The sequence below is a fragment of the Salinigranum sp. genome (assembly GCF_041641895.1).
Taxonomy (GTDB): domain Archaea; phylum Halobacteriota; class Halobacteria; order Halobacteriales; family Haloferacaceae; genus Salinigranum.
The window spans coordinates 1-25,661 of sequence record NZ_JBEPXO010000022.1 but is presented as its reverse complement, the minus strand read 5'-3'; the positions used below and the strand labels follow the sequence as shown (position 1 = coordinate 25,661).

Sequence of the window (25,661 nt, the reverse complement as noted above, 5' to 3'; positions counted from 1 at the left end):
AGGGAGTTGTGGCGGTTACAGGTTCGCTGCGCCCTGGCCTCCGTCGACGGGGATCGCGACGCCGTTGACGAAGCTGGAGCGTTCCGACGAGAGGTAGGCGACGACGTCACCGAGCTCTGCGGGGTCGCCGATGCGCCCGAGAGGGTTGATCTCACCTTTAGCCTCGAGCCCCTCTTCGTAACTGTCGTACTCGCCACGGTCGACGGCTGCCTGGATGAGGTCTCGCTGTCGGTCCGTCTCGTGTGGTGCGGGGAGGACGGCGTTCGAGCGAACTTCCGGTGCGAGTTCCTTCGAGAGTGTCTTCTCCAATCCGATGACGCTCATCCGCACCGAGTTCGACAGAACGAGCGAGGGAATCGCTTCCTTGACACTCCGCGACGTGATGGTGACGACGGTGCCACCCCCATCGCGGAGGTGGGGCGCCGCCTCGCGGACGAGTCTGACGACGCTCATCACGAGCAGGTCGAACGCGTCGTACCAGTCGTCGTCCTCCGTCTCCAGGAACGAGCCACTCGGTGGGCCACCCGCGTTCGTGACGAGGTGGTCGATGCCGCCGAAGTGTGCGACCGTTCGGTCGACGAGTCGCTCGACGGCACCAGCATCCGTCAGGTCACCCTGAACGCCGAGGACGTCGCCCTCGCCGACACGCTGTACGTCTGTCACCGCTGCGTCCAGCTGGTCTTCGTCGCGGCCGTTGATGACGACGTCGGCTCCTTCGCGTGCGAGCGCTTTCGCCGACGCCTTTCCGAGACCGCTGGTGGAAGCGGCGACCAGAGCTGTATTACCGGCTAATCCGTAGTCCATCTTCGTCTGAAGGTGTGGCGTATCTCTTGTAAACGTTTCTGACGGAAACACCCCTCACTGTGTTTAGTTACTCCAAACGCGGTCGAGGCTTCGACCGCCCTCGTGTCGACGGTCAGAGCCCGACAGCGTCTCGAATCGTGCCGTGAGGGCCGGACGCGTCAGCGACCCCCTGCTGAGCGTCCGGCGTGTGTTTAGCTCGGCTGAACAGTTTTTTGTAGCTGGCCGATAGACGTGCGAACATGGGACACGCGAAAAACCCGGTGATGGCCGTGGGGACGACCACGACGATCCTCCAGAAGCTGTTCGAGTTGAACGGCGCAGGGGTCACCGAACTGTCGAATCACCTCGACATCACGAAGGGGACGGTACACAACCACCTCACGACCCTCGAGGAGAACAAGCTGGTCGTCAGAGACGGGGACGAGTTCCGTCTGGGCCTCCGTTTCTTCGAGTACGGCGAACACGTCAAGAACCAGCACAAGATCTACCAGGTAGGTGTGCCCGAAGCGGACAAACTCGCCGAAGAGACCGGAGAACTGGGTAACATCCTCGTCGAGGAGCACGGTCTCGGAACCTACCTCTACCGTGCGGAGGGGGAGAACGCCCTGTCGCTCGACACCGACATCGGGTCGCGGGTCTACCTCCACCAGACTGCACTCGGGAAGGCGATCCTCGCCAACCTGTCCCGCGAACGCGTCGAGCGGATCGTCGAGGAGCACGGTCTCGAGCCGAGTACCGAGCAGACCATCACGACGCGCGACGCTCTCTTCGAGGAGCTTGCGGAAGTCCGCGAACGGGGCTACGCCATCGACAGTCAAGAGCGCGCGGAGGGAATCCGCTGTGTCGCTGCCCCCGTCATCACCAACGACGGTGTCGTTCGCGGGTCCGTCAGCGTGGCTGGGCCCGCGAGCAGAATGCGCGGAGAGTACCTCGAAACCACCGTTCCCGACCTCGTCGAACGGGCCGCGAACGTCATCAGCATCAATCTCTCGTACACGTAACGACTGTGTTTACTACGTCTAAACGGTTCCCGGAATCCGACGTGCGTCCTCGGCCAGCGGGTGTTCATTACAGCTGTACTGCTGTAATGTTCTGACGTTCAGGGACGGCCACCTGTTCCGGCGTGTCGACGGGGCGTCCGTGAGGCGCGTTCTCAGTGGCCCACGACGTCGAGCGGGGACGGCCGTCCTGAGGCCGTGTGGCCGGCCGAGGACCCGGACCCGGCGAGCGACACGGGCAGCCAGCGACTCACCGTCGTGCCGACGTGCCGCTCCGTGTCAGCGTCCACTCGTCGGCGGTCCACTGTTCCGAGTCCCGCTCAGGTCCCGGCCGCACCGTGAGGGACGACAGCCCAGGGAGTGGAGAATCACATCTCTCAGGGCAAAGCGAGATAACTAATTGTATGCCTCGAGCGCGGGCCGATTTATCAGCTGTAGAGACACGGTCGAGTCGGGGCCACCGTGAGAGGGTGTTCGAGTCGAGAACCGAGACCGACGTGGGGTACGACGATGTATTTCAGTGATAAAGTCATCACTTAGTTAAACACTAGAGATAGTTATCGGTTTAATCAGCACTTTGTTCAATCTTATTGTCGTCGTAACCTAGAGGCTAACAGGTCTCTCGACTGACTGGTCGGTACGTCGCGACCGACGACGGCGATCGGAACCCGGTGTTGTACAAGTACTTCTATTTATACCCGTCACAGAGGGAGTTCGAACCCCGGTGAAGAGAAGTGCGTGAGGGTCACCGGCGGGCGACGGGGTGTCTGTGTCTCGCTGTGAATCGGAACCGGACGGCGCGCGACTACCGGTCCGATAGCAGGACAGCCACCTCACGGCCGCGAACTTGTCGGTCGGGAGATGGGTGAACGTCTCGACGGGCGTGGCGCTACTCCACCCCGTCGACCGGGTCGAAGACGTGCTCGGACGCCGGAAACGATCCGTTGCTGACGTCGTCGACGTAGGCCGCCACTGCCTCCTCGACGGCCGACCCGAGGTCGGCGTACGCCTTCGAGAAGCCGTACGACTCCTCGCTCAGCCCCAGGAGGTCGGTGACGACGAGCACCTGTCCGTCGACGTACCGTCCCGCCCCGATACCGATGGTCGGCACGTCGACTGCCTCGGTGACCTCCTTCCCCGTCGCCTCGGTGACTGCCTCGAGGACAATCGCGAACGCGCCGGCGTCCGCCAACCGCGTCGCGGTGTCGACCAGCGCCTCGACGGTGGCCGAACTCCCGTCGCCCCGCCCCTGGACGTACCCGCCACCGAGCTGTCTCATCCGCTGTGGCGTCAACCCGATGTGCCCCACGACGGGCACCCCGAGTTCGGTGAGTCGCGAGACGATGTCGATGGTCGTCTCGCCGCGCGGTGCCGTCTCCAGTTTCACGGCGTCGGCTCCCGCCTCCTTCAGGAAGCGGCCGGCGTTCTCGACCGACGTTTCGAGCGACGCTCCGTACGAGAGGAACGGCATGTCGGCGACGACCATCGCCTCCTCGACGGCCCGGTCGACCGCCGCAGTGTTCGACAGCGCCTCGTCGAGCGTCACCGGCAGCGTGTCGTCGTACCCCAGGTGGTTGTCGCCGGCGCTGTCGCCGACGAGCACCATGTCGACGCCGCCACGGTCGACCAGACGGGCGATGGGTGCGTCGTACGCCGTCAGCATCGTGAGGGGGTCGCCGTTCTCGTACTTCTCGTAGAGCGCCGGAATCGACGTGCGGGCCATACGAAGAGCCTCTCACGGGGAGCGTGTAGTAGGTTCGCCCTCGGAGTCGCTGCTCGAACGCCGAGACGTCGCGTCACTGGGCGGGCGCCGGCGGGCCGGCGGACCTGTGTCTACGTGTCGTCCCGTCCCTGCCGGAATCTCGTCGCGAGAAAGACACCACCCGCGACGGCGGCGGCGACGAGCATCGGTTCGGGATCGGTGCTCAGATACAGCCCGGGTGTCGGCGGGTGGTAGTACGACAGCGGCCACAGGAGCGGGTACGAGCGCCCCGACGGGTTGAGCAGGAGGGCGTCGGCGAGCAGGTGCGACGCCGCGCCGAGGCCGAGGAGTGCGGCGACGCGCTCGCGCTCCGGACTCGCAACGAGGACGACGCCGATGGCGAGTGAGACGAGGCTACCCCCGAGAGTGTGCAGCGCGAACCACGAGAACGGGACGTCGAGGACCGACTGCACCGTAGAGTTCGGGACGAGCAGCGACACCTTCGTCAGGTCGGGGACGAACGCACCCGCCATCGCGACGGTGACGTACGCGGGCGAGAGTCACTCGTAGCGCCACGACAGGAGGGTGGCGAGGCTGTACGCGACGAGCGCGTGCGCGAGCAGGTCAGGCATCGTCGTCACCCCCGAGTCTGCGCCGGAGGCCGGCGAGCGTGGGCCCGTCGGGGCGACGGACGAGTCCGCGCGCGGTATCGAGTCGCCACTGCGTGAGGAGACGCGCCAGGACCCAGAGCCCGGCGACGAACGAGACTAGATAGGAGTAGATGAAGCCGCTGGGCGGGACGGGGAACGCGTTCGTCACCTGCACGGTGTCCTCGTCGACGAGGTGTCCGAACACGCGGAGCTGGTCGCCGCGTTCGACGGGTGTGTCGACTCCCGTGACCGTCAGCGTCCGTCGCGTGCCGTCACCCGCGATTCACATCTCGACGGGGTCGGTCCCGACGACGGTACCCGAGAGCGTGACCGCGTCGCCGACGTACTCCGCGGGGGTGGAGACGACCACCTGGTCGGTCGGGTACGCGCCGAGGCCGGGCGCGACGCCGTACGTGCCGTACCAGACACAGAGGCCGAAGAGGGTCACGAGCAGGAGCGACCCGAGCAGCCACCGACGAGCGTGGAGGGCGCTCATTGCGTGGGAGAGTGTCGTGGGGAACATGGACCGTTCGAAGCGAGCGAGGGAGTCGGGGCGCCGTCCCGGCACCAGCTGCCGAGCGCCGAGCCCGTCTCGACGGAGCGAACCAGCGGGTGCCGGCTTCACCGGCTCTCCCGACGACGAGACGCGTCGACGGCTGGCAGGTGAAAGCACACGGCTGTTCAGTCGTGAGGACCTACAGCGAGTAGTGAGTTCCAGATTCTATGTCAGTGCTCGGGACCGGTAGGAGCGTCGTCGAACTCGTCCGCGAGGAGGAGGTGCCGTTCATGGCGGCGAGCATCGCGTACTACGCAATCGCGTCGTTCGTTCCGCTGCTCATTCTCACGCTCGCGCTGCTCTCTGTGTTCGGTGCCAAGCAGGCCCTCATCGATGTCCTTCGCTCGGCTCTCTCGGGGAGCGGCTCGGAGGTGCTGAACAGCGTCCTCAGCGACATGCGCGGACACGGCGTCGCGGGAGTGGTCGGTGGTCTCCTCGCGCTGTGGAGTGGTATCAAGGTGTTCCGTGGGCTGACGGTCGCGTTCGACGAGCTCTACTCCCGGCAGTCGGAGCTGTCACTGCTCGACCAGTTGAAGAAGAGCGTCCTCGCCCTCGCGACGCTCCTCGTCGGCTTCGTGTTACTCTCCACACTGAGTGTGACGCTCACGTTCGTCGACATCCCCCTCCAGTACCCGACCCTGGTCGGCAACGTCGTCGCCATCGTCGTGCTCTCGGCGGCGTTCCTGCCTATCTTCTACATCATGCCGCCGGTGGACGTCACGGTTCGGCACGCCCTCCCGGGCGCCATCGTGGCCGCGGTCGGCTGGGTGCTCCTCCAGATCGGCTTCTACTACTACGCGGGGAGTGCCGGCAAGTACGCCGCGTACGGCCTCCTCGGCGCCTTGCTCCTGTTCATCACGTTCCTCTATCTCGGTGCAATCGTCTTCCTCGTCGGGGTCGTGGTGAACGTGGCCCTGGACCTCTGAAGCCCGTGGCCGTGGACCGCTGAAGACGGAGCGCCGCCGCCGAACGAAGCGTGAATCCCGTCCTGCCCGCGCGAAGCGCCACAGTCGGAGAGGTGGGGACCGGTACGGCCACACCGAGAGACCGGAGGGATCGAGCCGACCGGCTCAGAAGCTGGGTTTCTCGGACCCACCGCCCCGGCCGACGCTGGCTGTGCCGTTGTCGATGGGGAACGCGGCGGTCACCGTGTCGTCGCTCGCCCCGTCGAAGGCGGCGGAGACACCCGGTGGGGGTACACGTCGTTGCCTTTGCCGTCGAGCGACGCGGACAGCGTCAGGGCGTCGCCCGGGCCATCGAGCGACGGGGACAGGCCGTCGAGGGACGGGTCGTCCCCGTTCCCGTCGATGGGTGCCGCCGCCGTTCCGCCGGAGCCGACGACCACAGCCGTCACGACCACCGCGACGGGGAGTGCTCTGGAGACAGTGCGTCCACCCGTGATGTGGGTGGGTGCCGTCATCACAACCGGACCGAGGCGGGCGGACGCGATGACGGTAGATACTCGGTAGTGAAACGGACACACAGCCGTCAGCGCTCACTATCTGGGGTCGCCACTACGGTCGTCGAGCCACCCCTCCTTGCACGCCTCGTCACAGAACGTGAAGATCGACACGTCACCGTCGTCCTCGCTGACGGTCGCCGTGGGGTACCTGACTTCCTCTTCGAGCGCCGTCCCGCAGTGGTCACACGCTTCGGGAAACGACGCCGTCCCGTCGCTCATTCTTCGGGGCCGACGACCACGTCGCCACTGCCGGCGACCGTGATTCGACACCCTTCGAACGTGAACGAGAGTTCGATATCCCGGTCTCGAGTCGGAGCGAGGAGGGATTCGAGGGCGTCGGGGTCGAAGACCGAATACAGCGGGGTCATCGCGGTCGGGGCCTGTCCGGTGACTGCCGAGACGGTCCTGACCACCGTCGAACAGAGTGAGGTCGGGTCCTCCCAGTCGCACTGGACGTGGTACGCGTCCGTTGCCGGGTCGTAGTCCAAGTTGACGTCGCCGAGACGGTCCGTATGTAAGCCCATTATCCGTTCGAACGGAGACGGGGGGCATAAGATGTCAGGCTGACTAGTCAGCGTGCCTCCTTGCCGGACGCTTCGAACAACTGCTCGAAGACAGCCTGTTCGGCCTTCCGGAGGTGCTGATTGAACGTCTGGCGGGTGACGTCTAACTGGGCTGCCAACTCGTCTCCGGTGCTCGTCCGCGGCGTCTCGAAGTAGCCCCCGTAGTATGCCGTTCGCAGCGCCGCGAACTGGCGACTGGTGAGCTTCGCTTCGACGATGTCGGAGAGGAGACGGGGCGTGTAGCGGAGTTCCTGTGACACCAGTTCGATGTCCGGGTGAATCTGTCGTGCCTCCCGGATTACGGTCCCCGGGTCGACGTCACCCGGCAGTTCGCCGGTGAGCGTGGGCGGGCCGTCACCCGTGGCCCGCACGAGAGACGTCACCTTTCCGCCGAGTCGGTCGAAGAGCAGCGGGACGGTCAGTTGGTCGACGCGAAGCTCGAACCGGCTACCTTCCTCGGTCGAACTGAGCAGCCGCACGTCACGGACGGCGACGTGCCCTTCGAAGACGTCGGTCAGTGCCGTGGCCGAGATGCCCTCCGCCGTGACGTACTGGAGTGCCGTCCCGTCGGTGACCGTCACGACCTCGTCGACGTCGATGCGGATCGGTGCGTCGGCCGCGTCGAGAAACGGGGCGAACAGCCCTTCCGAGGAGAGTTCGACCACCCGCCGCTTGTCGCTGGTCAGCTTGTCCTCTCGTTCTTTCAGCGGCGTCGCGTCTTCGAAGCCGACGACGACGTACTCGATGTCGCCGTCGTCGTTCGTGACGGGAGCGGAGTTACTCGACAGCCACCGCTCGGTGCCGTCGGGGAGTTCGATCCAGTGCTCGAAGCCGTAGTCGGGGTCGCCCGTCTCCAGCACGCGAGTGACGGGGTGGTCCTCGTCTGGAATCGGCGTCCGGTCGTCGTAGTAGATGTTCCAGTCCGGCTGGCGGTACGTTCGGCTCGTAATCGCGGCGCGTTCGAGACCGAGCGTCTCTTCGGCGCGCTCGTTCGCGAACGTGATGTCACCGGACGGGTCGACGACGACGATGCTCACGGGGCTGGCGTCGAGGACCTGCTCGATGAGGTTCCTGTCCGCCAGACTCGGCGAGTGCGTCGGCTGGTCGGCGCCGGTGTGCTCCGACGTCGCGTCGTCGGACGCTGCGCGCGGCCGCCACCACACCCGTGCCTGTGAACCGACCCGTTTCGACCGGAGTTCGCCACGCTCGGCCAGCGCGTCGAGGGCGTCGTACACCGTCCGGTGGGCACCGCCGACCGAGTCGGCGACCTCGCTCGTCGCCAGCGGCTCACGCGGGTCGTCTACTCCGTCGAAGACAGCGAGGACGTCCGCTCCTGTCGGGTCCGAATCGGAGTCACCCATCAGTCCTCAGAGGAGAACGACCGGCATAAGCGACGTGCCTGAGTACGCTACGAGTTCGAGACGGCGGGTGGGGCCCGTCGTCGTCACTCGGGCCCCGTGGGCCACTCACAGGCGGGGTCGTCGTGTCCCGAACGCCGGGGGCGGACCGTCTCTTCGACCGGACGCTGCGAGGCCGCGTTCGGGCGGGGCCGACCGTCCGGTCCGGCGGTGGCGCGTCGAAGGGGAACGTTAACTCGTTCTAACGACCGATTAGTTAATCTACAGGAGAATGTTGTTGTCGGAAGGACATGTCCCTCTTTCAGCTAACGGGTTTTCAACGCGATCTCATGTACGTCATCGCCAGTCTCGACCGGCCATCCGGTCAGGGAGTCAAAGAGCGATTGGAGGAGGAACTCGGGGTCGAAACCAACCACGGCCGTCTCTACCCCAACCTCGACGTGCTGGTCGACGAAGGGTTCGTCGAGCGCGGTGACCTCGACCGACGGACGAACTACTACGCGCTGTCCGAGGCAGGCCGGGAGGCCCTTATCGAGCGGCGCGAATGGGAAGACCAGTTTCTCGAACACGCCGAGGAACTGGATTCGGAATGACATCCTCCTCGCCGTGAACGGCGAGGGTTCCCCATCCGCGCTCGGGGTCGCCCACGGCCATCGCACCCTGCAAGACGGTGCGTGGGACTCCGGGTCGTCCGACGGGGGCAAATCCACCCGCGTGAGCGGGGTGTCTCGGTTCGTGCGCCGTGCGTGAGTCCCGCGAGGGATGTGGCGTCTTCGGCGTCCCGACGGACGCGGTATCTCCTTGCACCGTGCATCCCCGTCGCCCGTGACGGGGTCGGGGGAGGCCCCCGGACGCCGATTTCGCCGCGTCCAGGCACGAGTCGTGCCATCGACCTGCCTGCCCTGTGAGCCACGGTGGGCAGGCTCAATCGCGGGAGGCTCGCGTTTTTGATGCCAACCTTTCGGCGGGTGCGTCGGTGGACGCGAGTCCGGTCGAAAGTGTGTTATCGACCACGCCGACGGGAGGAACGCCGAACCACCTCCAGTTTTCCGCGTTGAGTTACCGGATAAACGACCCCGACCAGCATAAGAACGTGATACGTGGCGAGAGTGGCCGGATTCACGCCCGTCCCCAGAACGCGAAGCGTTCTGGTGTGCGGACGAGACGCGAAGCGTCTCGTTAACGCCGCGAACGGCGGGACTCTCTCCTCGAGTCGGAGTAGGCCCACAGTGCAGTTCGGACGGTCCGCCGTGTCGCACAGCGCCCGCGCCGGGGACCCACGCGGCAGTCAGTGAGGTGAGCCCCCACCGTCGAGGACCGTTCATAATCAGGTGAAGCCGCCGAACGCGTCCGAGAGCGGTCGTTCGGCGCTGTCAGACCGTGCGCGGGCGTTCATAATCGGCCTCGTCGCCGCAAGGAAGCGTCGTCGTGGCTCGCCTCGCGGGGGGAGAAGGAGACCCAGGAGTCGGGGTCGGCGAGCGAAGCGGGTGGGGTAGCGGCGTCGAACCGGCCGGTGCGTCGTTGTCTGTCGGTTTGGGTGACGATGCCGAGGACAGCGGACGGACGACCCGTCGCGACGCTGAGGAGAGAAATCGGCAGACGGAACCCGATTATGAGGATTTTCGAGCCGAGACAGTCGGTCGGCCACGTCGCGACGACGGCCGAGCCACCACTGAATCGCACGACGAGACCCGATTCCACCTGTCGTCGCGCGAGGACGCGACGTCCTGTGAGCCATCGCTCCGTACCAGAATCGGGTCCGCTTCGTGCCCCACACAGCCACTCTTCCGGCCGCGACAGCCGATTATGAACGTCCGAAACGACGGGAGACCGCGCGAGACACGTTCTCACCCCGGTCTCCACGCCTCGGTCCGATTATGAACCCGTCGGCGAGAACGTCGGCATCGGCGTCGCCAACGGGAGCGAGAGCGGCGTTCCGGTGTCGACAGCGAGCTGAGGCTGTCGTCTGGGGTCGGAGGTCGCGGGTCGGCGACTCGCCTGGGAGCGCACGACCGGTCCCGGAACTCTCGAGGGGGTGGGAGGGAGACCCCGCGCGAGCGAGCGTACGCCCGTGTGAACACGTTCCTCACGCGCTCGTTTGAGCTAGCCCCGGTCATATGGGTGCGCGCACCCTCCGAGACAGCACGGTCCCCATGAACGTCGCAGAGTTCACGCAGTCTCACGCCCCCACGACGAACGGCGACGGCTTCCAGACGGAGAACGAGCGGTTCCTCGACGTCCCCGTCGACGGAACCGTCCTCATCAAGGCCGGGTCGATGATCGCATACACCGGTGACGTTACCTTCACCGGAAAATCATCGCCCGAGGGAGGAATCACCGGCCTCGTCAAAGAGGCCGTGAGCGGCGAGGGAACGCCCGTGATGGAGGCCGGGGGAACTGGCCACGTCTACGTCGCCGAGCGAGGCAAGAAGGTACAGCGGCTCACCCTCGACGAGGGCGAGTCCATCTCGATCAACGGCAACGACGTCCTCGCGTTCGAGTCCACGGTCGATTACGAGATCAGTACGATCGGCAGCCTCTCGGGCGCCGCCACCGGTGGGCTGACCACCGTCTACCTCACCGGTCCGGGGCAGGTCGCCATCACGACCCACGGCGACCCGCTCGTGATGACACCGCCCATCTACACGGATCCGGACGCGACTGTCGCGTGGAGTACGACCCTCTCTCCGTCGCTGGAGGTCGCCAAGACGTTCGAGATCGGCCAGACCTCCGGCGAGTCGATTCAGATGGCGTTCACCGGCCCGGACGGGTTTGTCGTCGTCCAACCGTACGAGGAGGGGTCGGTGAGTCAGAGCCACCGGTAGCCGCTGTGTGCGCTTCGCGTCAGTGAGCCAGTTACTCGGTGTCTCTCGGCCCGGAGACGGACTCACCGGCGGCTGTCGGTATCGGCTTCGTTCATCTGTGTGGCCGGGGTCGAGAAACTGATGGGCCGGGAACGCGAGTTCGACGACGCGTATGCGTACCACGCGGGACGGCGACGTGCGTTCGAAGCGAGCCTCCGGTCGTCGGAGCCGGTGAGAACCTCACAGAGCGGGAGGCCGCGGGAAAACACTAAGACGGGATGGTGTTTCAGGTTCCGCATGCCTTCGACACAAGCGGTCATCGAACAGTGCGAGACGGACGACGTCGAACTCGTCCGCGTGCTCTACACCGACAGTGGCGGCGTGACCCGTGGGCGGGTGGTGCCTGCGAACGACATCGAGGGGGTGCTCACGGAGGGGGCGAACCTGGCGCAGGTCCAGCAGGCGTTCACGGCGACGGAGATTCCCGTACCCGACTCGGCAGTCGGCGGCCCTGTCGGCGAGGTCCGCTTGATTCCGGACCCGGACACGTTCACGACGCTCCCGTACGCGGACCGCGGTGCCGTGATGTTGGCGAACCTCCACGAACTCGACGGTGACCACTGGGCGTACGACCCGCGGTCGAACCTCGTGGATTTCCTGGCGGAGTTTCCGTACGACGCGGTCAGCGCGTTCGAGAGCGAGTTCTACCTCGCGCGCAAGACCGACGACGGACGTGAGACGTTCGATCAGAGCGGCTGTTTCGCCGCCGACGGGATGCAGAACACCCACGACCTCGTCCTCGAGATGGTCGACGCCCTCCGGGCACAGGGGATGGAGTTAGCCACCTACTACCCCGAGTACGGCCCCGGTCAGCAGGAGCTGGTCGTGAAGCACTCGCCGGGAATCACCGCCGCAGACCAGCATATCCTGTACAAGCTCACGGTGAAGGCTGTCGCGGAACGCCACGGGTTGAGCGCGCTCTTCTCGCCGAAGCCGTTCAAGAACAAGCCCGGGAGCGGCTGTCACCTGCACGTCTCGCTGTGGGACGGCGACGACAACGTGTTCTACGACCCGGACGCGGAGCGCCGGTACGGGGTGAGCGAGACCGCACGGCACTTCATCGGTGGCGTGCTCGAACACGGGCCGGCGATCCTGGCGCTGACCGCTCCCTCGGTCGTCTCGTACACGCGGCTGCAGCCGCACTCGTGGGCCTCCGCGTTCACCTGCTGGGGCCACGACAACCGGGAGGCGATGGTTCGGATCCCGTCGGCGTCGGCGTCGAACCCCGAGGGCTCGACCCGGATCGAGTTCAAGGCAATCGACAACACCGCCAACCCGTACCACGCGCTCGTCGCACTCCTCGCGGCCGGACGAGATGGCATCGACCGCGAACTCGACCCGGGCGCTCCGCTCGAGGCCGACCCGTCGGAGCTGTCGGAGGCAGAGCGAGCCGAACGTGGAATCGAACGGTATCCGGAGACGCTCGCGGGCGCGCTCGACGCGCTCGCGGACGACGATGTCCTCCGTGAGGCGCTCGGAGAGCCGCTCCACGAGTCGTATCTCGCCGTGAAACGCTACCTCTGGCAACAGTTCAACAGCTCCGTCACCGACTGGGAACTACAGCACCAGACAGACCCGTTCTGACGGCCTTTTCGAAACCCTCGCTGACAAACGTGACTGGTGAGTGGCTGGAGGAAGACGTGCGCTCCCGAAGTCGCGACTCCTTCGGTTCGGTGAACAGGCTACGATGCTTGCTCGCCGTGCCGTGGCGCGATTCTCGACACGCTATTCACGCAAGTGGTTCACACCCCGCCAGCACGTCGTCTCACTCTGTCTCAAAGTGAAAGAGACGACAACGTACCGCGACCTCGTTGACGAGCTTATCGAGATGCCTCGAATCCGTGGTGTCCTCGATCTCGATTCGATCCCCGCACCCTCGACACCCTGCAAGACGTTCGACCACTTGGAGACAGCCGTCTGGCGGTTGGTACTGGACGTCTCGCTCGCGGACACGCCACCGAACGGTGTCACCTACCGATGCGTCCGGGTTCGAGTGGATGCACGGCTTGAACACGGAGGTATGCGCTCGCAACCTCTCTCAGTCGGCGGGTGTCGCACGTGGACTCTGCCCCACCTCGTCGCTAGCGGTAATCGTCCCCCACGCGACAATCGCCATCGAAATCGTGAGTGATGCACCCCACAGGTACGCTGTGACGAGGAGTGGCGGAGCCACCATCTCGGCGAGAATTGTCGCAGGTAGTAGCCACTGGCCGACGACGAAGCCCCAGACGGCGATCGACCGCAGCGTCCCGGTCAGTGCCGTCCGCTCAATCGCGAATCCGGTCACGACGGCCAGTATCGAGAGCATGCCGAAGTGCGCATGCGCGCCGACCGACACCGGTGGCAATCCGGGACCTGCAGGTGAAACGGCGAACACCTGAACCAACCCCCAGGCCATCTGGATCGTTAGTGCGACGTACCCCGAGGCTCGTAACGCTCGAGACATCTCAGCGAGTGTCACCCCCAAGATTCGCGTCGGACGCCGACGTCTTGCCCCGAACGACGCGCTCGACCGTGTCGTCGTTACCTCGGGTCGGTCGCCCATCGGTACGGTCGGTGTGGAATGTCGAATTCATGATGGTGGGTCGGGTGTGCTGAGTGGACGCTTTCCAGCGTCATCGCTCAGACACTAATCGAGAACGTGTGCCGAGACACCGATAAGTGTTAGCTATACGAGATTATAGTGGTCGGAGTGAGAAGACCGAAGACGGTGATGAATCGAGCGAGCGGCTGAGTTCAGTCCCACGGTCTCAGCCACTCGATTTGAGTTTTCTCCACGCGAGTTTCGGTAACTGTCTGAGTATCTCTGGGAACGTCATACCGAGTTGGTTAGCCATCTCCCGCGAATCATAGTAGAGGTGGCACTCTTCGACCGTGCCGTCAGGAATCGAGAATTTGCCCATCCCTCGAATGTCTACTGACCGGCCGGTTGGAGGCAGGCGCTTGAACTCCCCTTCGTGGGTGCCCGTTATCCGTACTTCTGCCATTACAGTGTCCCCGTTAGCGACTATCTCCTCGATCGCGATCTGTATATCCGGAAAGGCCGACCGACCCTCTTCGAGATACGCAGCGTAGCTCTCGCGGTCGTGGACTTCTCCACCATCCAATCCCGGATTGTAGACGTCGAGCGACTCCGAAACAACATCCACCTTCGAGGAGTCCCCGTTCTCCCAGGCGACGAAATCACGGACGATCCGCTCAGGTTGAGAGACGGAGTCATTCATGCGTTCGTTTGGTGGAGAGATCGGATGGACGGTTTGAGTACGCGTCCCACGACGCTGGGGCGGAAGAGCGAGGTAGGCGGTTTTTCCATCAGGATCACGCGAAAGAGACGCTCGGCCAACTCGCCGTCGGTATGAGCTTTTCTCGTTAGCCGCGACAGATACCAGCCCATGATGGCGGTTCCCCGAGGTTTCGGACCAGTGGTTTGGGGGAACTGAAAGTCGGCACCGACGGCCATCAGCCATGCAGTGTCGATCACCCGTTCGGCTTCGTCGAAAAACTGGATAGCAAGGTTCCCGAGCCCGTTGTCCGCGAGCGTGTGATGGAGCACGAGTGCGTGGAGTGCTGCTACCGACATCCCCTGTCCGTAGACCGGGTTGTAGCTCGCAATCGCATCACCGACGACGAGCAACCTATCGGGGAATCGGTCGAGTTGCTCGTAGTATCGTCGGCGATTCGACGGAAACGGATAGTACGCGACGTCCTCGGAGAGTATTTCGTGGGTCTCCAGAATCTCCTCCAACTCGGTGATCTGGAGCGTCGACGCGAACGTACGGAACTCGTCGATATCCGTCGGTGGGTCGTCGCCGTGGACGCCGTTGACGAGCATTTGGCGTCGGCCAGCTTCGATCGGTATCGTCCCTCCACCACGGGTGTACGGTGGGGACGCCGGTGCCCAGAACGCCCGCTTGTCGTCGGTATCCCGGTCGACGGTTACGGTACTGTAGGCGAGATCGACGGTTACGTCGGCGACCTCGGGGGGCGTATAGCCCTGGTTTTCGAGCCAGTTCGGTGTCCGACTCGCGCGTCCAGTCGCATCGACGGTCAAGTCGGCTGACAGTACCGTTTCACTCTCGCCCCTGAGCTCCACGCCAGTTACCGCCTTCCCGGTATCATCCATCCGGTAGTCGATGACGTGACAGCCATCGAACACCCGTACGCCATCGATATCCGCGACTCGCCTTCGAACGATGTACTCCAACAGGGGTCGACTGCCAGCGTATAGCGGCATCCGAGTTGGGGGATGCGCCACGTACCCATCCTCGTCGTAGAAATTGAAATCTGACGCTGCATCGATTACTAATCCTCCTGCAGCGACGAACTCGTCACCGAAGTCCGGGAACAGGTCGTCAAGTATCACCCGCCCGCCTCCCTGTAGCAGGTGCGGGTGCCGCGTTTGCGGTGCACCGTCACGCGCCACTGGTTCGTCGGAGAGTTCGTTCCGTTCGACGACAGTTACCCGGTCGAACCCGTCCGCGAGGACGCGGGTCGTCAAGAGGCCGGAGATGCTTGCACCAACGACCACCGCATGCTCCCCGACTCTACCAACGTGTTCGGGATCATACGTAGGGATGTTCTCCAACGTCATTGCACAGGCACTGACGGAGACTCCGTACAGAACGCCGATAAGTGTTAGCTATACGAGATTATAGTGGCTGAAGCGAGAGAACTGACGACGACGGGAGACGAGTGACTTCCTCCCCACCCTACTCGCTCACCGCTGACGCGGTTCGCTCCTTGAGGGTGGGGCTTCCTGCTTCCATGACGCGCTTTGCAGACACCGAATCGGTGTCCGTAGGGAGCGCAGTCTCCACAGGCGTTGATTCGGGACAGCCCGTCCCTACCTTTTCGAGACCGCGAGAAAGAATGTTCCACGACGCATTCGCGTCTCTGTCCACCTCGAACCCACACGACGGACACGAATGCTCACGCACCCACAACGGCTTGTCCGTCTCGACACCACACGACGCGCACTCTTTCGTCGTTCCTCGGGGGGCCACGGCGACGAAGTGCGTCCCTTTCCGCTCGCACTTGTATTCGAGCATTCGCAGGAACGTCCCCCACGAGGCTCCCGCTCGATTCCGCGAGTTGCCCGGTAGTTCGACCAGTCCCTTCGCGTCCAAGTCCTCGACGACCACAAGGTCGTACTCGCGGGCGTAGTATGCCGAGAGTTTGTGCAGGAAGTCTCGGCGCTTCCGCTTCAAGTCGGCGTGTCTGCGGGCGACCGTCTTGCGTTGTTCCTCCCAGTTGTTCGAGCCGTGTTCTTTCCGCGAGAGGTTGCGTTGAGCGCGTTCCAACCGTTCGCGTTCATCCGAGAGGTCCGGCGACTCGACGGCGGTTCCATCGCTGTCGTGGACGTATTTCAGGATGCCTACGTCGATGCCAACCGCGTCAGTTACCTCGTTGGGCTTCTCGGGCGGGTCGTCGGGTGTCTCGACGCCGAGGATGGCGTACCACTTGCCGGTGGGTTCGCGTTTGACCGTGACGGTCTTGAGTTCGGCGTCGTCGGGCAGGTTGCGGTGGAAGGTGATGGGGATGTCACCAATCTTCGAGAGCCACAGGCGGGTCCGACCACTCGTGTTTTTGAGTTTGAAGCCGGACTGACTGTAGGTGAACGATTGGTACTCTCCCGGCGCTTTCCACTTCAACTCCCCGACGCTGTAGCCGTTCTGCTTTCGGCTGTTGAGAGTCGAGAGGTTGTCGTACAACCGCTGGACGACTTTCTGAAGTACCTTCGAGTGAACGTCTCGCAGGTCAGTCCACCAGTCTTTCAGGTCCGGCAGGCGCTTCTGCTCGGAGTACGCCGACGTATCGTCGTGGCGATTGAGCCGGTGGAGGAAATGGTTGTAGACCTGCCTACAGGTATCGACAGTCCACGCTAACTGATCGCAGAGGTCGTCTGACGGATTCAGCCGATACCTGTAGTTGTAGTTCATTATTCGTCGTTAGGGTCAGATGTGCGGACGACTTTCACGTCCGCGCCACGCCATCGCTTCGGGACGTAGACGTGAGCGCCGTTGCCAGTGGCTTTCACGTCGCCTTCCACGACTTCGTGGCCGTTGATTGTGAACTGGTCCATGTACGATGTAGATACATTGTCGGGACTCATAAACGTGTCGGTGGGCCTGTGAGCCGGTCGTCGCGGAGTGTTTGTGAGACGATGACGGCGCTGTATCCCCGCCCTACTGCGCTACTCGGTCGCTTCGCTCCCTGCGTTGCTCCTTGAGGACGGGGCCTTAGCGCCTGATTTCAGGTAAACGAGGCACGAGCCCTGCAGCTATCAGTTCTCGACTTCGACGATGTGCATCGATTCGTCGATGATCACGCGCAGTTGGTCACCCTCGTATCGAATCGTGACACGGACCCGGACTGGATCCGTCGAAACGACTTCCTGCTCGTGATTCGACATCGCTCTCAGCATGCGAACGATGTTCCTGAAGTCGTTCGTGTTGTATCCGATATCGAGTCCCCGATCCGCATAGAACGCAACCACGCGGGGATGCAGGGCGAGATTCGGTCCTGGCGGTCCGTGTCCAGCGTTTTTGCACGTCGTACAGACCCAGCGTGCCTGGATCTCATCCCGTCGGCCACAGTTCGGACAGATGGCGTCCGAGTCGTGGTCCTCGCAGATGTGAATCAATCCGTCCACTGGGCTGGAGCAATCGGGGCAGAGACCACCCATCTGCATCGTGAACTTCCCCATCGCACGCACGACCGAGGCCGCGAAAATCTCCTCGGGGGACGAGCGCGACAGGCCAGCCGGATCGAACGAGAACCCCATAATGGCTCCCGGTGGCTTTCGATCGTCCGACGCGAACCGTCCCTCGCACTCGGTACAGACCGTGTACAGCTGCTCGTTCTCGTAGGTAACCGCGAGCGGTGCACCGCACATCTGGCAGTCCACGTCGACTTCGGTCGGTGGAAGTCTGCCGTCTGTGAGACCGCTCCCAGCAATAATCACCCGGACGAGTCTGTGGCCGGCCTGCTTCAGCCGGTACCCATCGGATGTCGACTCCACGAAGTGTCCCTCCAGTTTCTGGAGGTGGTAGCTGAAGTTCCCGGACGTGTCGTAGTCCACCTGATCGAGGAGTTCCGAGAACGACAGTGCGTTGTCGCCGGCGAACGGTTCGTAGGCTTCCCACAGTGCCAGCAGGATGGCCAGGCGTGTCTCGTCACCGACTCGCTTGAAGGCGTTGACTGCACGAGCGCCGGCCGCGCCAGCCGCTGAGTCCAGCGGTGATTCGGTCGCGTTCCGGTTTTCCATGGGATAAGTTACCGCACGCCAATGGAAAAACGGTAGGGCGAGTACGAGACACGCGTCCTGTTTTTGACATCCTCCCCTCCCTGAAGGGCGAGGATTCCAGCGCGGGATAGCGGGCGCACCCACGTCCCCGCTGGCAACTTCTCGCCAGCCGGATGAGGTCCGGTGAGGCGATACCGGGTGTGTGCGCGATACGTCGGCCCCGCGAGGGGTGTGGCGTGTTGCGCGTCCGAATGGACGCGGTATTCGCTTGCACCGTGCCTCTCGTTCGTCTCGGAGAGACGGCGGGGACGCCCCCGGTCGCGGGTTTCCCCGCGTCCGGGCACGGGCCGTGCCATCGGCCTGCCTTACCATTCATGCCACGATGGGCAGACACAATCGAGCGAGGGTCGCGTTTTGCCTGCCGTGTCGCCACGACCTCGGAGACGCCCTTGCGGGGACGGTATGGTAGCCTTCGTCGTCCGGGCGGACCCCAATCCAACCGCCAGTGTGTGCCCGTTGAGCGTACCGCGCGATTCGCTGTCAGGGGCTTAACACCGGTGATTGTGGGAGAACTAGCGGATTCATCCCCGCCGTGAACGCCGTGGCTTTCTCCTTGTACGTCCGTAATTCTAGAGACCACCATCAGCGGGACCTACGAGGGGAGCTGGCGAGGGCTCTCGGGGACCGGCCGAGAGGTCGCGTTCGATGTGTGTGCGGTGTTCGCGTTCGACGACCAGAACAAACTCGCCGGCAAGCGCATCTCCACGACCGAGCCTCCTCCGACAGCTCGGCATCTTCCACGATTCCGAGCGGGGAATCGGACAGGTCCTCACGCCGCTCACCCATCCGGTGACGTTCGCTCGGGCCCTCGGGCGAACTATCTATTGAGGGGTTCAACAAGGCCGTTCTGACGGGTCGCGTCGTGGGCGCTCACCTCACAGCACGCCGGCGGGACGGGTCCGGTAGCCGAGGATGGTCGCGTGACCATCGCTCGAAGAGAGTGCGGGGACGAACGCCTCGTCGGCGACCATCGGCTCGCCGTCGCGTTCGGCGTACACCGCCCCGGGCTCGACCCACTCGAAGTTCTCCGCCACGAACCGATACTCGTGTCCGGGCTCTTTCTCCATAATCTCGGTCACCTCGTAGAGTGTCGTCTCCGTCTCTACTCCCGTTCCCGTCCCTGTTTCCGTCTCCGAAGGGGTGACCGCGGAGTCGAGTGCGCCCGCCGCCGTCAGGAACGACTCGATGCACGCGACCGCGTTGTCGACGGCCTGGTCCGTTCCCTGCAACCCCGCTTCGACGTCGAGAAAGCCGTGGTCGACACACCGGCCCGACGAGAGGCCCGTGGTGTCGAGCACGGCCGAGACGTTCATCCGTCTGAACAGCCGACACTTCGCGGGCGTCGGATCCGCGAGGACGCCGAACGGCTCCGCGTACGACCGGGTCGAGTGGATGCCGAGCGGGGTGCAGCCCTCGACCGCTGCGAGGAGTTCCGCGGCCAGTCGCTCCTCGTGGACGTCGCTGTCGGGGTCGCCCGGCAAGACGCGGTTCAGGTCCGCCTCGACGTATCGGCACCCCAGCGAGAGTGCCTCCTCGTTCGCGACGACGAACCGGACCGGGCGGTCGACGTCGGGGTCTCGGTCGAGGACCCTATCGATAGCCACCTGACCGCACGGTTCGTCGCCGTGGACACCCCCTACGATTGCAGTCTTCGGGGTTCCCGACCCGAGTGTCTCGACTCGCACACTGTCGATGGTGCGGGAACGACACAAAAGGCTATGGGTCGGGGGACAGGTCGGCGACCGATTTATCCACTCGACCCGAGCATCTGTGCTATGGCCCGAGAGCGTGACATTCTCGAGCGCGACGCGGCCGTCCTCTCCGACGCGATGAAGATTCGGTTCTTCCCGTTCGTCATGGAGTCACAGGAGGGGGCGACACTCACAGGGGTAGAGGGAGACACACTCGTCGACTTCACCGCGTCGTGGGCGGTGGCGAACACGGGCTACCGACACCCGCTCGTCCGCGAGCGGGTCGCGGCACAGCTCGACCGGGCCACCGCGAACTCGGTCCTCTCTGTTCCGCACGAACCGGTGGTCGCGCTCGCCGAACGACTCCGTGACCTGCTCGACGCCGAGTTCGAGACGAAGGTGTGGTTCGGTCACTCGGGATCGGAGGCGGGCGAGTTGATCTCGAAGGCGCTCCCGGCAGCGGGCGACGGTGACACGGTCGTCACCTTCGAGGGGTCGTACCACGGCATCACGGCCGGTGCGGCGACCATCTCGGGACACAGTGCGCTCGCAGGATTCGACGCCGACACCGTCGTGACCCTCCCGTTCCCGAATCGGTATCGCGCTCGGCTCGACGGCGTCGACGAGGCAGCACTCACCAAGCGAGCCCTCGGCAGTGTCGAGTCGGCCCTTCGAGACCACGACGTCGCCGGCGTCGTCACGGAACCACTACAGAGCGACGGCGGGCTGCTCGTCCCGCCGGAGGGGTTCCTCGAGGGGGTCTCGGAGCTCTGTACCGAGTACGGGGCCTATCTCGTCGTCGACGAGGTCAAGGCGGGGCTCGGCCGGACGGGCGAGTTGTTCGCTCACCAGCACGCCGGTATCGAGCCCGACGCGGTCGTCGTCGGAAAACCACTCGGGAGCGGACTCCCGATCAGCGCGGTCGTCGGTCGAGCCGACATCGTCGACTTCGAACCCGCGGGGCACATGATGACGACGGCCGCCGCCCCGCTTCCGGTCGCTGCGGCACACGCGACGCTGGACGTCGTCGAGGACGAGGGCCTCACGGAACGCGCACGACGACTCGGGGCCCGCCTCCGCGCGTCGCTCACAGAGCTCGCCGAGGAGTCACCGGTCGTCGGCGACGTCCGCGGTCGTGGCCTCATGCAGGGGGTCGAACTCGTCTCCGCCGAGGGCCACGCTCCCGATTCGGAACTCGCCGCGAAGACCTGTCTCTGGGCGCGGAAGCACGGCCTCGCCGTCTTCTACGTCGGCATGGATTCGAACGTCCTCGAACTGACGCCACCGCTCACCATCTCCGAGACGGAGCTGGACCGTGGCTGTGAACTGCTCGCAGCCGCCATCGCCGACGCACGGACGAAGACGCTCGACCCGGAACTCCTAGAGCGGTACGCGGGCTGGTGAGTGGTCGCGGCGTCGAGAGCGCGACCACGGGCGTCGAGGGTGCGAACACGAGCGACGAGAGCGAGAACCAGAGTGGATGCGGTCTCTGACTCGGACTCGGTCTCGCGACCGCAACGACGCGAGGCTTCAAGTCCCGAGTCACACATCGTCACGTATGACCATCGCCGAGGTCGTCGACTCCACACCACTGGTCGACAATCACGCACACGCGGTCGAGCCACAGTCGGCGGAGACGATCCGCGAGGCGTTCAGCACGTTCTTCACCGAGGGTGAACTCTCCCCACGCCACGCCCGCCACACGCTGAACTATCGGGCGGCCCTGTCACTCTTGAGAACCCACTTCGACGCGGACGACGAGGCGGAACTCCTGCGACGTCGCTCGGCGGTCGACCTCGAGTCGTACAGCCGTGAACTCATCGGCCAGACAGGGACGGAGGTCATCCTGGCCGACGACGGCTTCCCCGACCTCTCACCGATGGAGTTCGAAGCGTACACCGACGCCGACGTCCGCCCCATCTTGCGTATCGAACCCGTCGTCGAGGACCTCGTCGACGCACACGACACGTTCGCCGACGTCGTCGACGAGTTCGAGACGACCGTGACGGAGGCACTCGCCGGCGACTACGTGGCGCTGAAGTCCATCGTCGCGTATCGAACTGGCCTGGACGTCGGCGCGCCAGACCGCAGTGACGCGCGGACAGCCTTCGATACACTCGAGGACGGCTGGGACGGTCGTTTGGAGTCGAAGCCGCTCGTCGACTTCTTCCTGCACCGCGCCTGTGCCCTCGCCGGAGCGGCGGACGCCCCGGTCCAGCTCCACACCGGCTTCGGCGACGCCGACGCTCACCCGCATTTCGTCGACCCGACGTACCTCTACGACCTGCTGCGGACACACCGCGAGACGCCGGTCGTCCTCCTGCACGCGAGTTACCCGTACGTGCGCCAGGCGGGGTACGTGACCTCCACGTTCGAGGAGGCGTACCTCGACATCTCGCTCGCGCTCCCGTTCGTACAGAACGGCGTCGAACCGCTGCTCCGGCAGGTGTTCGAGGTGACGCCGACGAGTAAAGTCATGTACGGGAGCGACGCGTTCTGCATCCCCGAACTCTACGTGCTCGCCGCGGACCGCATCCGGGCCGACCTCACCACGGTGCTAGAAGACCTCGTGGTCGACGGCTTCCTCGACGAACGGTACGCCGAGACGGTGGCACGGAACGTGCTCCGTGAGAACGCACACTCGCTGTACGACCTCTGAGTCGGCTCGCCCTCGTTCGCGTCCTCTTCGCGTCCCCTTCGCGTCTGTCGAGTCCGTCACGAGTGTGTCTGTCTATGTCCGTGCCCGCGCCCGTGACGTAGCTCCACACTCGCCACTGGAGTCTGTCCGAAGCGGTCCTCAGTCGCTCGTGAGGACGACACTCGTGGGACGGGACTTGAAGGGCGTCACGCGGCGTCGACGACGCCGAGCTCTCGGAGCGTCAGTTCGAGCATCACCTTCGCTCCCTCGACGACCTGGTCGCGTTCCACGTACTCGAGCGCCTCGTGTGAGAGTCCCCCGGCAGGGCCGTACTCGACGAGCGTCGGGATCCGGGTCCCGTGGTAGAGGAACGCGGCGTCCGTCGCACCCGGTGCGACGTCCACACCGGGGTCGTAGCCGAGTCGGCTGGCCGTCGTCGTCGCCGCAGTCCGCACCAGCGGGTGGTCCGTCGCCGCCTCGGTCGAGGCGCTCAGCGCGACGGGTGGGAAGAAGTTGTCGTCGGGGACGCGTGCCTCGAACGTGACGTTCGGTGCTGCCTCGCTCGCGACCGATTCGACGCGGTCGACGAGGCGGTCACAGATGTCGTCGACCCCTTCGGGGAAGTCGGTCCACCGCGGCAGGCGGATGTCGAGCGTCGCCTCACACCAGTCGGGGACCGAGTTGAGACCGCTGCGGTCTACCCGTCTGCTGTCGGCCTCGACAGCTTCGACGCCGCCACCGACGACGGTCGTCCCCGGTGCGACCGTCAACCGCCCGAGGACGTCCTCCGAGACGAACAGCTCGCCGAGCCGGGCAGGCAGTTCCTCCTCGAGGGCCACCAGCGCGCGTGACATCCCGAGGACGGCGTTCGCACCGAGCTCGGGCGTCGACGCGTGAGCGGCCGTCCCCGTCGCTTCGAGGACGACCCACGCGAGCCCACGGTGGCCGATGACCGGCACGAACCCGTACGACCCTTCCAGGACGACCGCCGTGAAGTCCGCCAGCGAGTCGTAGCGGTCACCGAGCCAGTTCTCGCCGCCGCGCCAGCCGACCATCTCCTTGACGCCGACCTGGTAGACCTCCTCGTCGACGAGGTGGCCGTGAACGAGGTCACCGCCCAGTCGCGTGTCGGTCGGTCCGAGCGCCGCCTGCAGCCCGAGCAGGCTCCCGACGAGACAGACGCTCGACGACTTGTTGTCGTAGACCCCGCGGCCGACGAGGACCGGCGCGGACTCGCGGTCGCGCAGGCGCCACACGCGGGCCATCTTCTCGCGGATCTCTCGGGTGTGCAGCTCCCCGTCGAGTTCGAGGTCGACGGTCGTCCCCCCGCGCCAGTGGACCGTCCCCTCGGTCACGGCGAACGGGTCGTCGTCCGGCCACGCAGTCGGGTCACCCGCCGGGACGACGTCGGTGTGGCTGGTGCAGACGAACCCCCCGTCGCCGGCTCCCTCGACGACCGTGTACAGGTTCTCGCGGGGGACGTCGACGTAGTCGTGCTCGGGGCGGAGCCGCTGTGTCTCGACGTGGAACCCCGGTGCGTCGAGCGTGGCGTCGAGCTGGTCGGACAGCACACCGACGGGCGTGTCGGGGTCGTCGCTCACCCCCTCCTCGCCCGAGAGTCCGGGACGTCCCACGAGTGCGTCGAGAAACGACAGCAGGAGGTCGGCGTTCTCGTCGATCCACTCGGTTCCGGCGTCGAGTACCCGCTGCTCCGTCGGTGTGAGGCCTTCGGTCATCCGTTGTCGAACGGGCGCGTCCGGGGTTTGTATGCGCTTCCATTGTCCCACGCCTCGGTCTCGAGGTCGTGGCTGTCGAGCCAGGCGAGTGCGTCGTCGACGTCCCGCGTCGGCGTCACCAGCAGGAGTCCTCCGTCACGGTGGTCGTCCGCACGCACGAGGCCCGCGTGGATGGCTTCCTCGGGCTGGAGGTGATAGCCTCGCCAGCCGAACGAGCGGTACGAGTCCCGGACGAGCAGGTATCGCGTGTCGCTCGACCCGCGGGTGAGTCTCCCCGCCAGCGTCGTGAAGTGGCCGACGTCCCAGTTCAGCCGTCGGAAGTAGTCGGGGTCGTCCCACCGCGTGAGGAGTGCGAGGAGGTTGTACTTGTGCCCCAGGAGGCTCGCGGGCGCGAGGGTCTGTGCGAGGTTGTAGTTGAGTATCACCTGTGCGTGGAGCGTCCCGTCACAGACCGCACCGAGGAGGTCGGCGAACCGGTCTGCGGTCAGCTGGACCGCGCCCGCGTCCCCATCCTCGTTTTCCTCCCCGTCCGCGGCGTCGTCACGCCGACACGCTGGGACGGGAATCGCCGTGAGCGCCCCGTCGCTCGCCGCCTCACACGCGACGACGAGACCGTGTGGACTCGTCCCGCCCTCGTCCTCGACGGTGGCGAGGTCGTACGCGAAGTGGTCGTGCGGATACCACAGTCCGGCACGGGCCGGGGGGACCTCTCCGGCGGCGACTGCCTCACGAACGGCCGCGAGACGTGCTTCGTTCCGGGGTTCCAGCGTCGTGCCTGCGGCCGCAGCCACGGCGTCGACCGAGATCGCAACCCCGTCGCGTTCGGTCTGTCCGTACGCGTGCAGGAGGTACGTGAGCGCGTACGCGCCACAGACCATGTCCTTCTGGTCGCGCAGGATCCGGTACGCCTCGTGGACGGCCGGGAATCCGGCCGGGAGCGCGACGTCGAGGTCGACCGGCGGATACGTCGGTGGCGGGTCTCGGTCTCGGTCTCGGACCATCAGTCGCCTCGGATCGGTGTGGCGGTGTGCTTCGAGGGGAGCGGCTGTGCGGGACGGTCGGTGGCGGGTGAACGGTCGTGGCTCATCGTACGGTGGGGAGACGGCGCGGTCGGAGGTGGTTCACTGGAGGTGCGATGCGACGGACGGGAACGCCGGCGGGCAGCGAGCGAGTCGTGAGTCGGCACAGTCGGCCGCGCTCGTGACGCTGACGCTGACGCTGACGCCGACGCCGACGTCTACGACGAGGCCTTCTGTCGGGCGCGCTCCCAGGTCTCGACCCACTTGTCCTCCTCGATGGGGTAGTAGTCGATCGAGTTGGCGATGATGTCGTC

General features: G+C 65.1%; 24 protein-coding genes and 2 pseudogenes. 8 read left to right on the top strand and 18 right to left on the bottom strand.

Annotated elements, in window-relative coordinates; translation table 11 throughout:
• Window positions 1-15: 15 nt before the first annotated feature.
• Window positions 16-804: an SDR family oxidoreductase gene (locus tag ACESK5_RS06750; RefSeq protein ID WP_372910786.1), complete on the bottom strand. Its 789-nt coding sequence runs from the start codon at window positions 802-804 to the stop codon at window positions 16-18.
• 239 nt (window positions 805-1,043) lie between these two features.
• On the opposite strand from ACESK5_RS06750, the gene ACESK5_RS06745 reads away from it, so the two are divergent.
• Complete coding sequence (locus tag ACESK5_RS06745; protein WP_372910785.1) at window positions 1,044-1,805, top strand: IclR family transcriptional regulator; 762 nt, start codon at window positions 1,044-1,046, stop codon at window positions 1,803-1,805.
• A gap of 886 nt (window positions 1,806-2,691) precedes the next feature.
• On the opposite strand, the gene panB is transcribed toward ACESK5_RS06745, so the two are convergent.
• From panB to ACESK5_RS06725, 4 genes and pseudogenes are all read right to left on the bottom strand, one after another.
• Complete coding sequence (gene panB, locus ACESK5_RS06740) at window positions 2,692-3,525, bottom strand: 3-methyl-2-oxobutanoate hydroxymethyltransferase (protein WP_372910783.1); 834 nt, start codon at window positions 3,523-3,525, stop codon at window positions 2,692-2,694.
• A gap of 110 nt (window positions 3,526-3,635) precedes the next feature.
• Window positions 3,636-4,136: pseudogene (locus ACESK5_RS06735) on the bottom strand (metal-dependent hydrolase).
• Complete coding sequence (locus ACESK5_RS06730; RefSeq protein WP_372910782.1) at window positions 4,129-4,359, bottom strand: hypothetical protein; 231 nt, start codon at window positions 4,357-4,359, stop codon at window positions 4,129-4,131. The pseudogene ACESK5_RS06735 and the gene ACESK5_RS06730 overlap by 8 nt, the downstream one beginning before the upstream one ends.
• A gap of 78 nt (window positions 4,360-4,437) precedes the next feature.
• Complete coding sequence (locus ACESK5_RS06725; RefSeq protein ID WP_372910781.1) at window positions 4,438-4,650, bottom strand: hypothetical protein; 213 nt, start codon at window positions 4,648-4,650, stop codon at window positions 4,438-4,440.
• 227 nt (window positions 4,651-4,877) lie between these two features.
• Here ACESK5_RS06725 and ACESK5_RS06720 point away from each other — a divergent pair, with 227 nt between their 5' ends.
• Window positions 4,878-5,636 (top strand): YhjD/YihY/BrkB family envelope integrity protein, encoded by a 759-nt coding sequence (locus ACESK5_RS06720; protein WP_372910780.1) that lies wholly within the window; start codon window positions 4,878-4,880, stop codon window positions 5,634-5,636.
• A gap of 218 nt (window positions 5,637-5,854) precedes the next feature.
• On the opposite strand, the gene ACESK5_RS06715 is transcribed toward ACESK5_RS06720, so the two are convergent.
• The 4 genes from ACESK5_RS06715 to ACESK5_RS06700 all read right to left on the bottom strand — a co-directional run bounded on the left by ACESK5_RS06715 (window position 5,855) and on the right by ACESK5_RS06700 (window position 8,096).
• Window positions 5,855-6,130, bottom strand: coding sequence for a hypothetical protein (locus tag ACESK5_RS06715; protein WP_372910779.1), 276 nt, complete (start codon window positions 6,128-6,130; stop codon window positions 5,855-5,857).
• A 78-nt stretch (window positions 6,131-6,208) separates the two neighbouring features.
• Window positions 6,209-6,391 carry a hypothetical protein gene (locus ACESK5_RS06710; protein WP_372910778.1) on the bottom strand — a complete coding sequence of 61 codons (183 nt, stop codon included), beginning with the start codon at window positions 6,389-6,391 and terminating at the stop codon, window positions 6,209-6,211.
• Window positions 6,388-6,696 carry a HalOD1 output domain-containing protein gene (locus ACESK5_RS06705; RefSeq protein WP_372910777.1) on the bottom strand — a complete coding sequence of 103 codons (309 nt, stop codon included), beginning with the start codon at window positions 6,694-6,696 and terminating at the stop codon, window positions 6,388-6,390. The genes ACESK5_RS06710 and ACESK5_RS06705 overlap by 4 nt, the downstream gene beginning before the upstream one ends.
• A gap of 47 nt (window positions 6,697-6,743) precedes the next feature.
• Window positions 6,744-8,096: a bacterio-opsin activator domain-containing protein gene (locus ACESK5_RS06700; protein WP_372910776.1), complete on the bottom strand. Its 1,353-nt coding sequence runs from the start codon at window positions 8,094-8,096 to the stop codon at window positions 6,744-6,746.
• A gap of 287 nt (window positions 8,097-8,383) precedes the next feature.
• Between ACESK5_RS06700 and ACESK5_RS06695 the strand changes: the two genes are divergently transcribed.
• The 4 genes and pseudogenes from ACESK5_RS06695 to ACESK5_RS06680 all read left to right on the top strand — a co-directional run.
• Complete coding sequence (locus ACESK5_RS06695) at window positions 8,384-8,686, top strand: PadR family transcriptional regulator (protein ID WP_372910775.1); 303 nt, start codon at window positions 8,384-8,386, stop codon at window positions 8,684-8,686.
• A gap of 1,560 nt (window positions 8,687-10,246) precedes the next feature.
• Entirely contained in the window at window positions 10,247-10,918 is a 672-nt protein-coding gene (locus ACESK5_RS06690; RefSeq protein WP_372910774.1) for an AIM24 family protein, read from the top strand.
• 276 nt (window positions 10,919-11,194) lie between these two features.
• Window positions 11,195-12,541, top strand: coding sequence for a gamma-glutamylputrescine synthetase (glnA2, locus tag ACESK5_RS06685; RefSeq protein ID WP_372910773.1), 1,347 nt, complete (start codon window positions 11,195-11,197; stop codon window positions 12,539-12,541).
• 103 nt (window positions 12,542-12,644) lie between these two features.
• Window positions 12,645-12,960: pseudogene (locus ACESK5_RS06680) on the top strand (IS5/IS1182 family transposase); the annotation flags it as partial.
• Between the two features lie 35 nt (window positions 12,961-12,995).
• Here the strand turns inward: ACESK5_RS06680 and ACESK5_RS06675 are convergent.
• From ACESK5_RS06675 to ACESK5_RS06645, 7 genes are all read right to left on the bottom strand, one after another.
• The gene (locus tag ACESK5_RS06675) at window positions 12,996-13,295 is read right to left on the bottom strand and encodes a hypothetical protein (RefSeq protein ID WP_372910803.1); all 300 of its coding nucleotides are present in this window, start codon (window positions 13,293-13,295) and stop codon (window positions 12,996-12,998) included.
• A gap of 412 nt (window positions 13,296-13,707) precedes the next feature.
• The gene (locus ACESK5_RS06670; protein ID WP_372910772.1) at window positions 13,708-14,181 is read right to left on the bottom strand and encodes an ester cyclase; all 474 of its coding nucleotides are present in this window, start codon (window positions 14,179-14,181) and stop codon (window positions 13,708-13,710) included.
• The gene (locus tag ACESK5_RS06665; protein WP_372910771.1) at window positions 14,178-15,548 is read right to left on the bottom strand and encodes an FAD-dependent oxidoreductase; all 1,371 of its coding nucleotides are present in this window, start codon (window positions 15,546-15,548) and stop codon (window positions 14,178-14,180) included. The genes ACESK5_RS06670 and ACESK5_RS06665 overlap by 4 nt, the downstream gene beginning before the upstream one ends.
• Before the next feature lie 118 nt (window positions 15,549-15,666).
• Window positions 15,667-16,896: an RNA-guided endonuclease InsQ/TnpB family protein gene (locus ACESK5_RS06660; RefSeq protein ID WP_372910770.1), complete on the bottom strand. Its 1,230-nt coding sequence runs from the start codon at window positions 16,894-16,896 to the stop codon at window positions 15,667-15,669.
• On the bottom strand, window positions 16,896-17,039 hold the full coding sequence (locus ACESK5_RS06655; protein ID WP_372910769.1) for a DUF2080 family transposase-associated protein: 144 nt from the start codon (window positions 17,037-17,039) through the stop codon (window positions 16,896-16,898). The genes ACESK5_RS06660 and ACESK5_RS06655 overlap by 1 nt, the downstream gene beginning before the upstream one ends.
• 201 nt (window positions 17,040-17,240) lie before the next feature.
• Window positions 17,241-18,224 carry a winged helix-turn-helix domain-containing protein gene (locus ACESK5_RS06650; protein ID WP_372910768.1) on the bottom strand — a complete coding sequence of 328 codons (984 nt, stop codon included), beginning with the start codon at window positions 18,222-18,224 and terminating at the stop codon, window positions 17,241-17,243.
• Between the two features lie 914 nt (window positions 18,225-19,138).
• Window positions 19,139-19,948, bottom strand: a complete 810-nt coding sequence (locus ACESK5_RS06645) for a succinylglutamate desuccinylase/aspartoacylase family protein (RefSeq protein WP_372910767.1) — start codon at window positions 19,946-19,948, stop codon at window positions 19,139-19,141.
• Between the two features lie 90 nt (window positions 19,949-20,038).
• Here ACESK5_RS06645 and ACESK5_RS06640 point away from each other — a divergent pair, with 90 nt between their 5' ends.
• Together ACESK5_RS06640 and ACESK5_RS06635 are read left to right on the top strand one after the other, a co-directional pair.
• Window positions 20,039-21,358 (top strand): aspartate aminotransferase family protein, encoded by a 1,320-nt coding sequence (locus ACESK5_RS06640; RefSeq protein WP_372910766.1) that lies wholly within the window; start codon window positions 20,039-20,041, stop codon window positions 21,356-21,358.
• Window positions 21,359-21,512: 154 nt separating this feature from the next.
• Entirely contained in the window at window positions 21,513-22,613 is a 1,101-nt protein-coding gene (locus tag ACESK5_RS06635) for an amidohydrolase family protein (RefSeq protein ID WP_372910765.1), read from the top strand.
• Window positions 22,614-22,798: 185 nt separating this feature from the next.
• On the opposite strand, the gene ACESK5_RS06630 is transcribed toward ACESK5_RS06635, so the two are convergent.
• Entirely contained in the window at window positions 22,799-24,328 is a 1,530-nt protein-coding gene (locus tag ACESK5_RS06630; RefSeq protein ID WP_372910764.1) for a M20 family metallopeptidase, read from the bottom strand.
• The gene (locus tag ACESK5_RS06625) at window positions 24,325-25,329 is read right to left on the bottom strand and encodes a hypothetical protein (protein WP_372910763.1); all 1,005 of its coding nucleotides are present in this window, start codon (window positions 25,327-25,329) and stop codon (window positions 24,325-24,327) included. Before ACESK5_RS06625 ends, ACESK5_RS06630 begins: the two co-directional genes overlap by 4 nt.
• Between the last annotated feature and the right edge of the window lie 332 nt (window positions 25,330-25,661).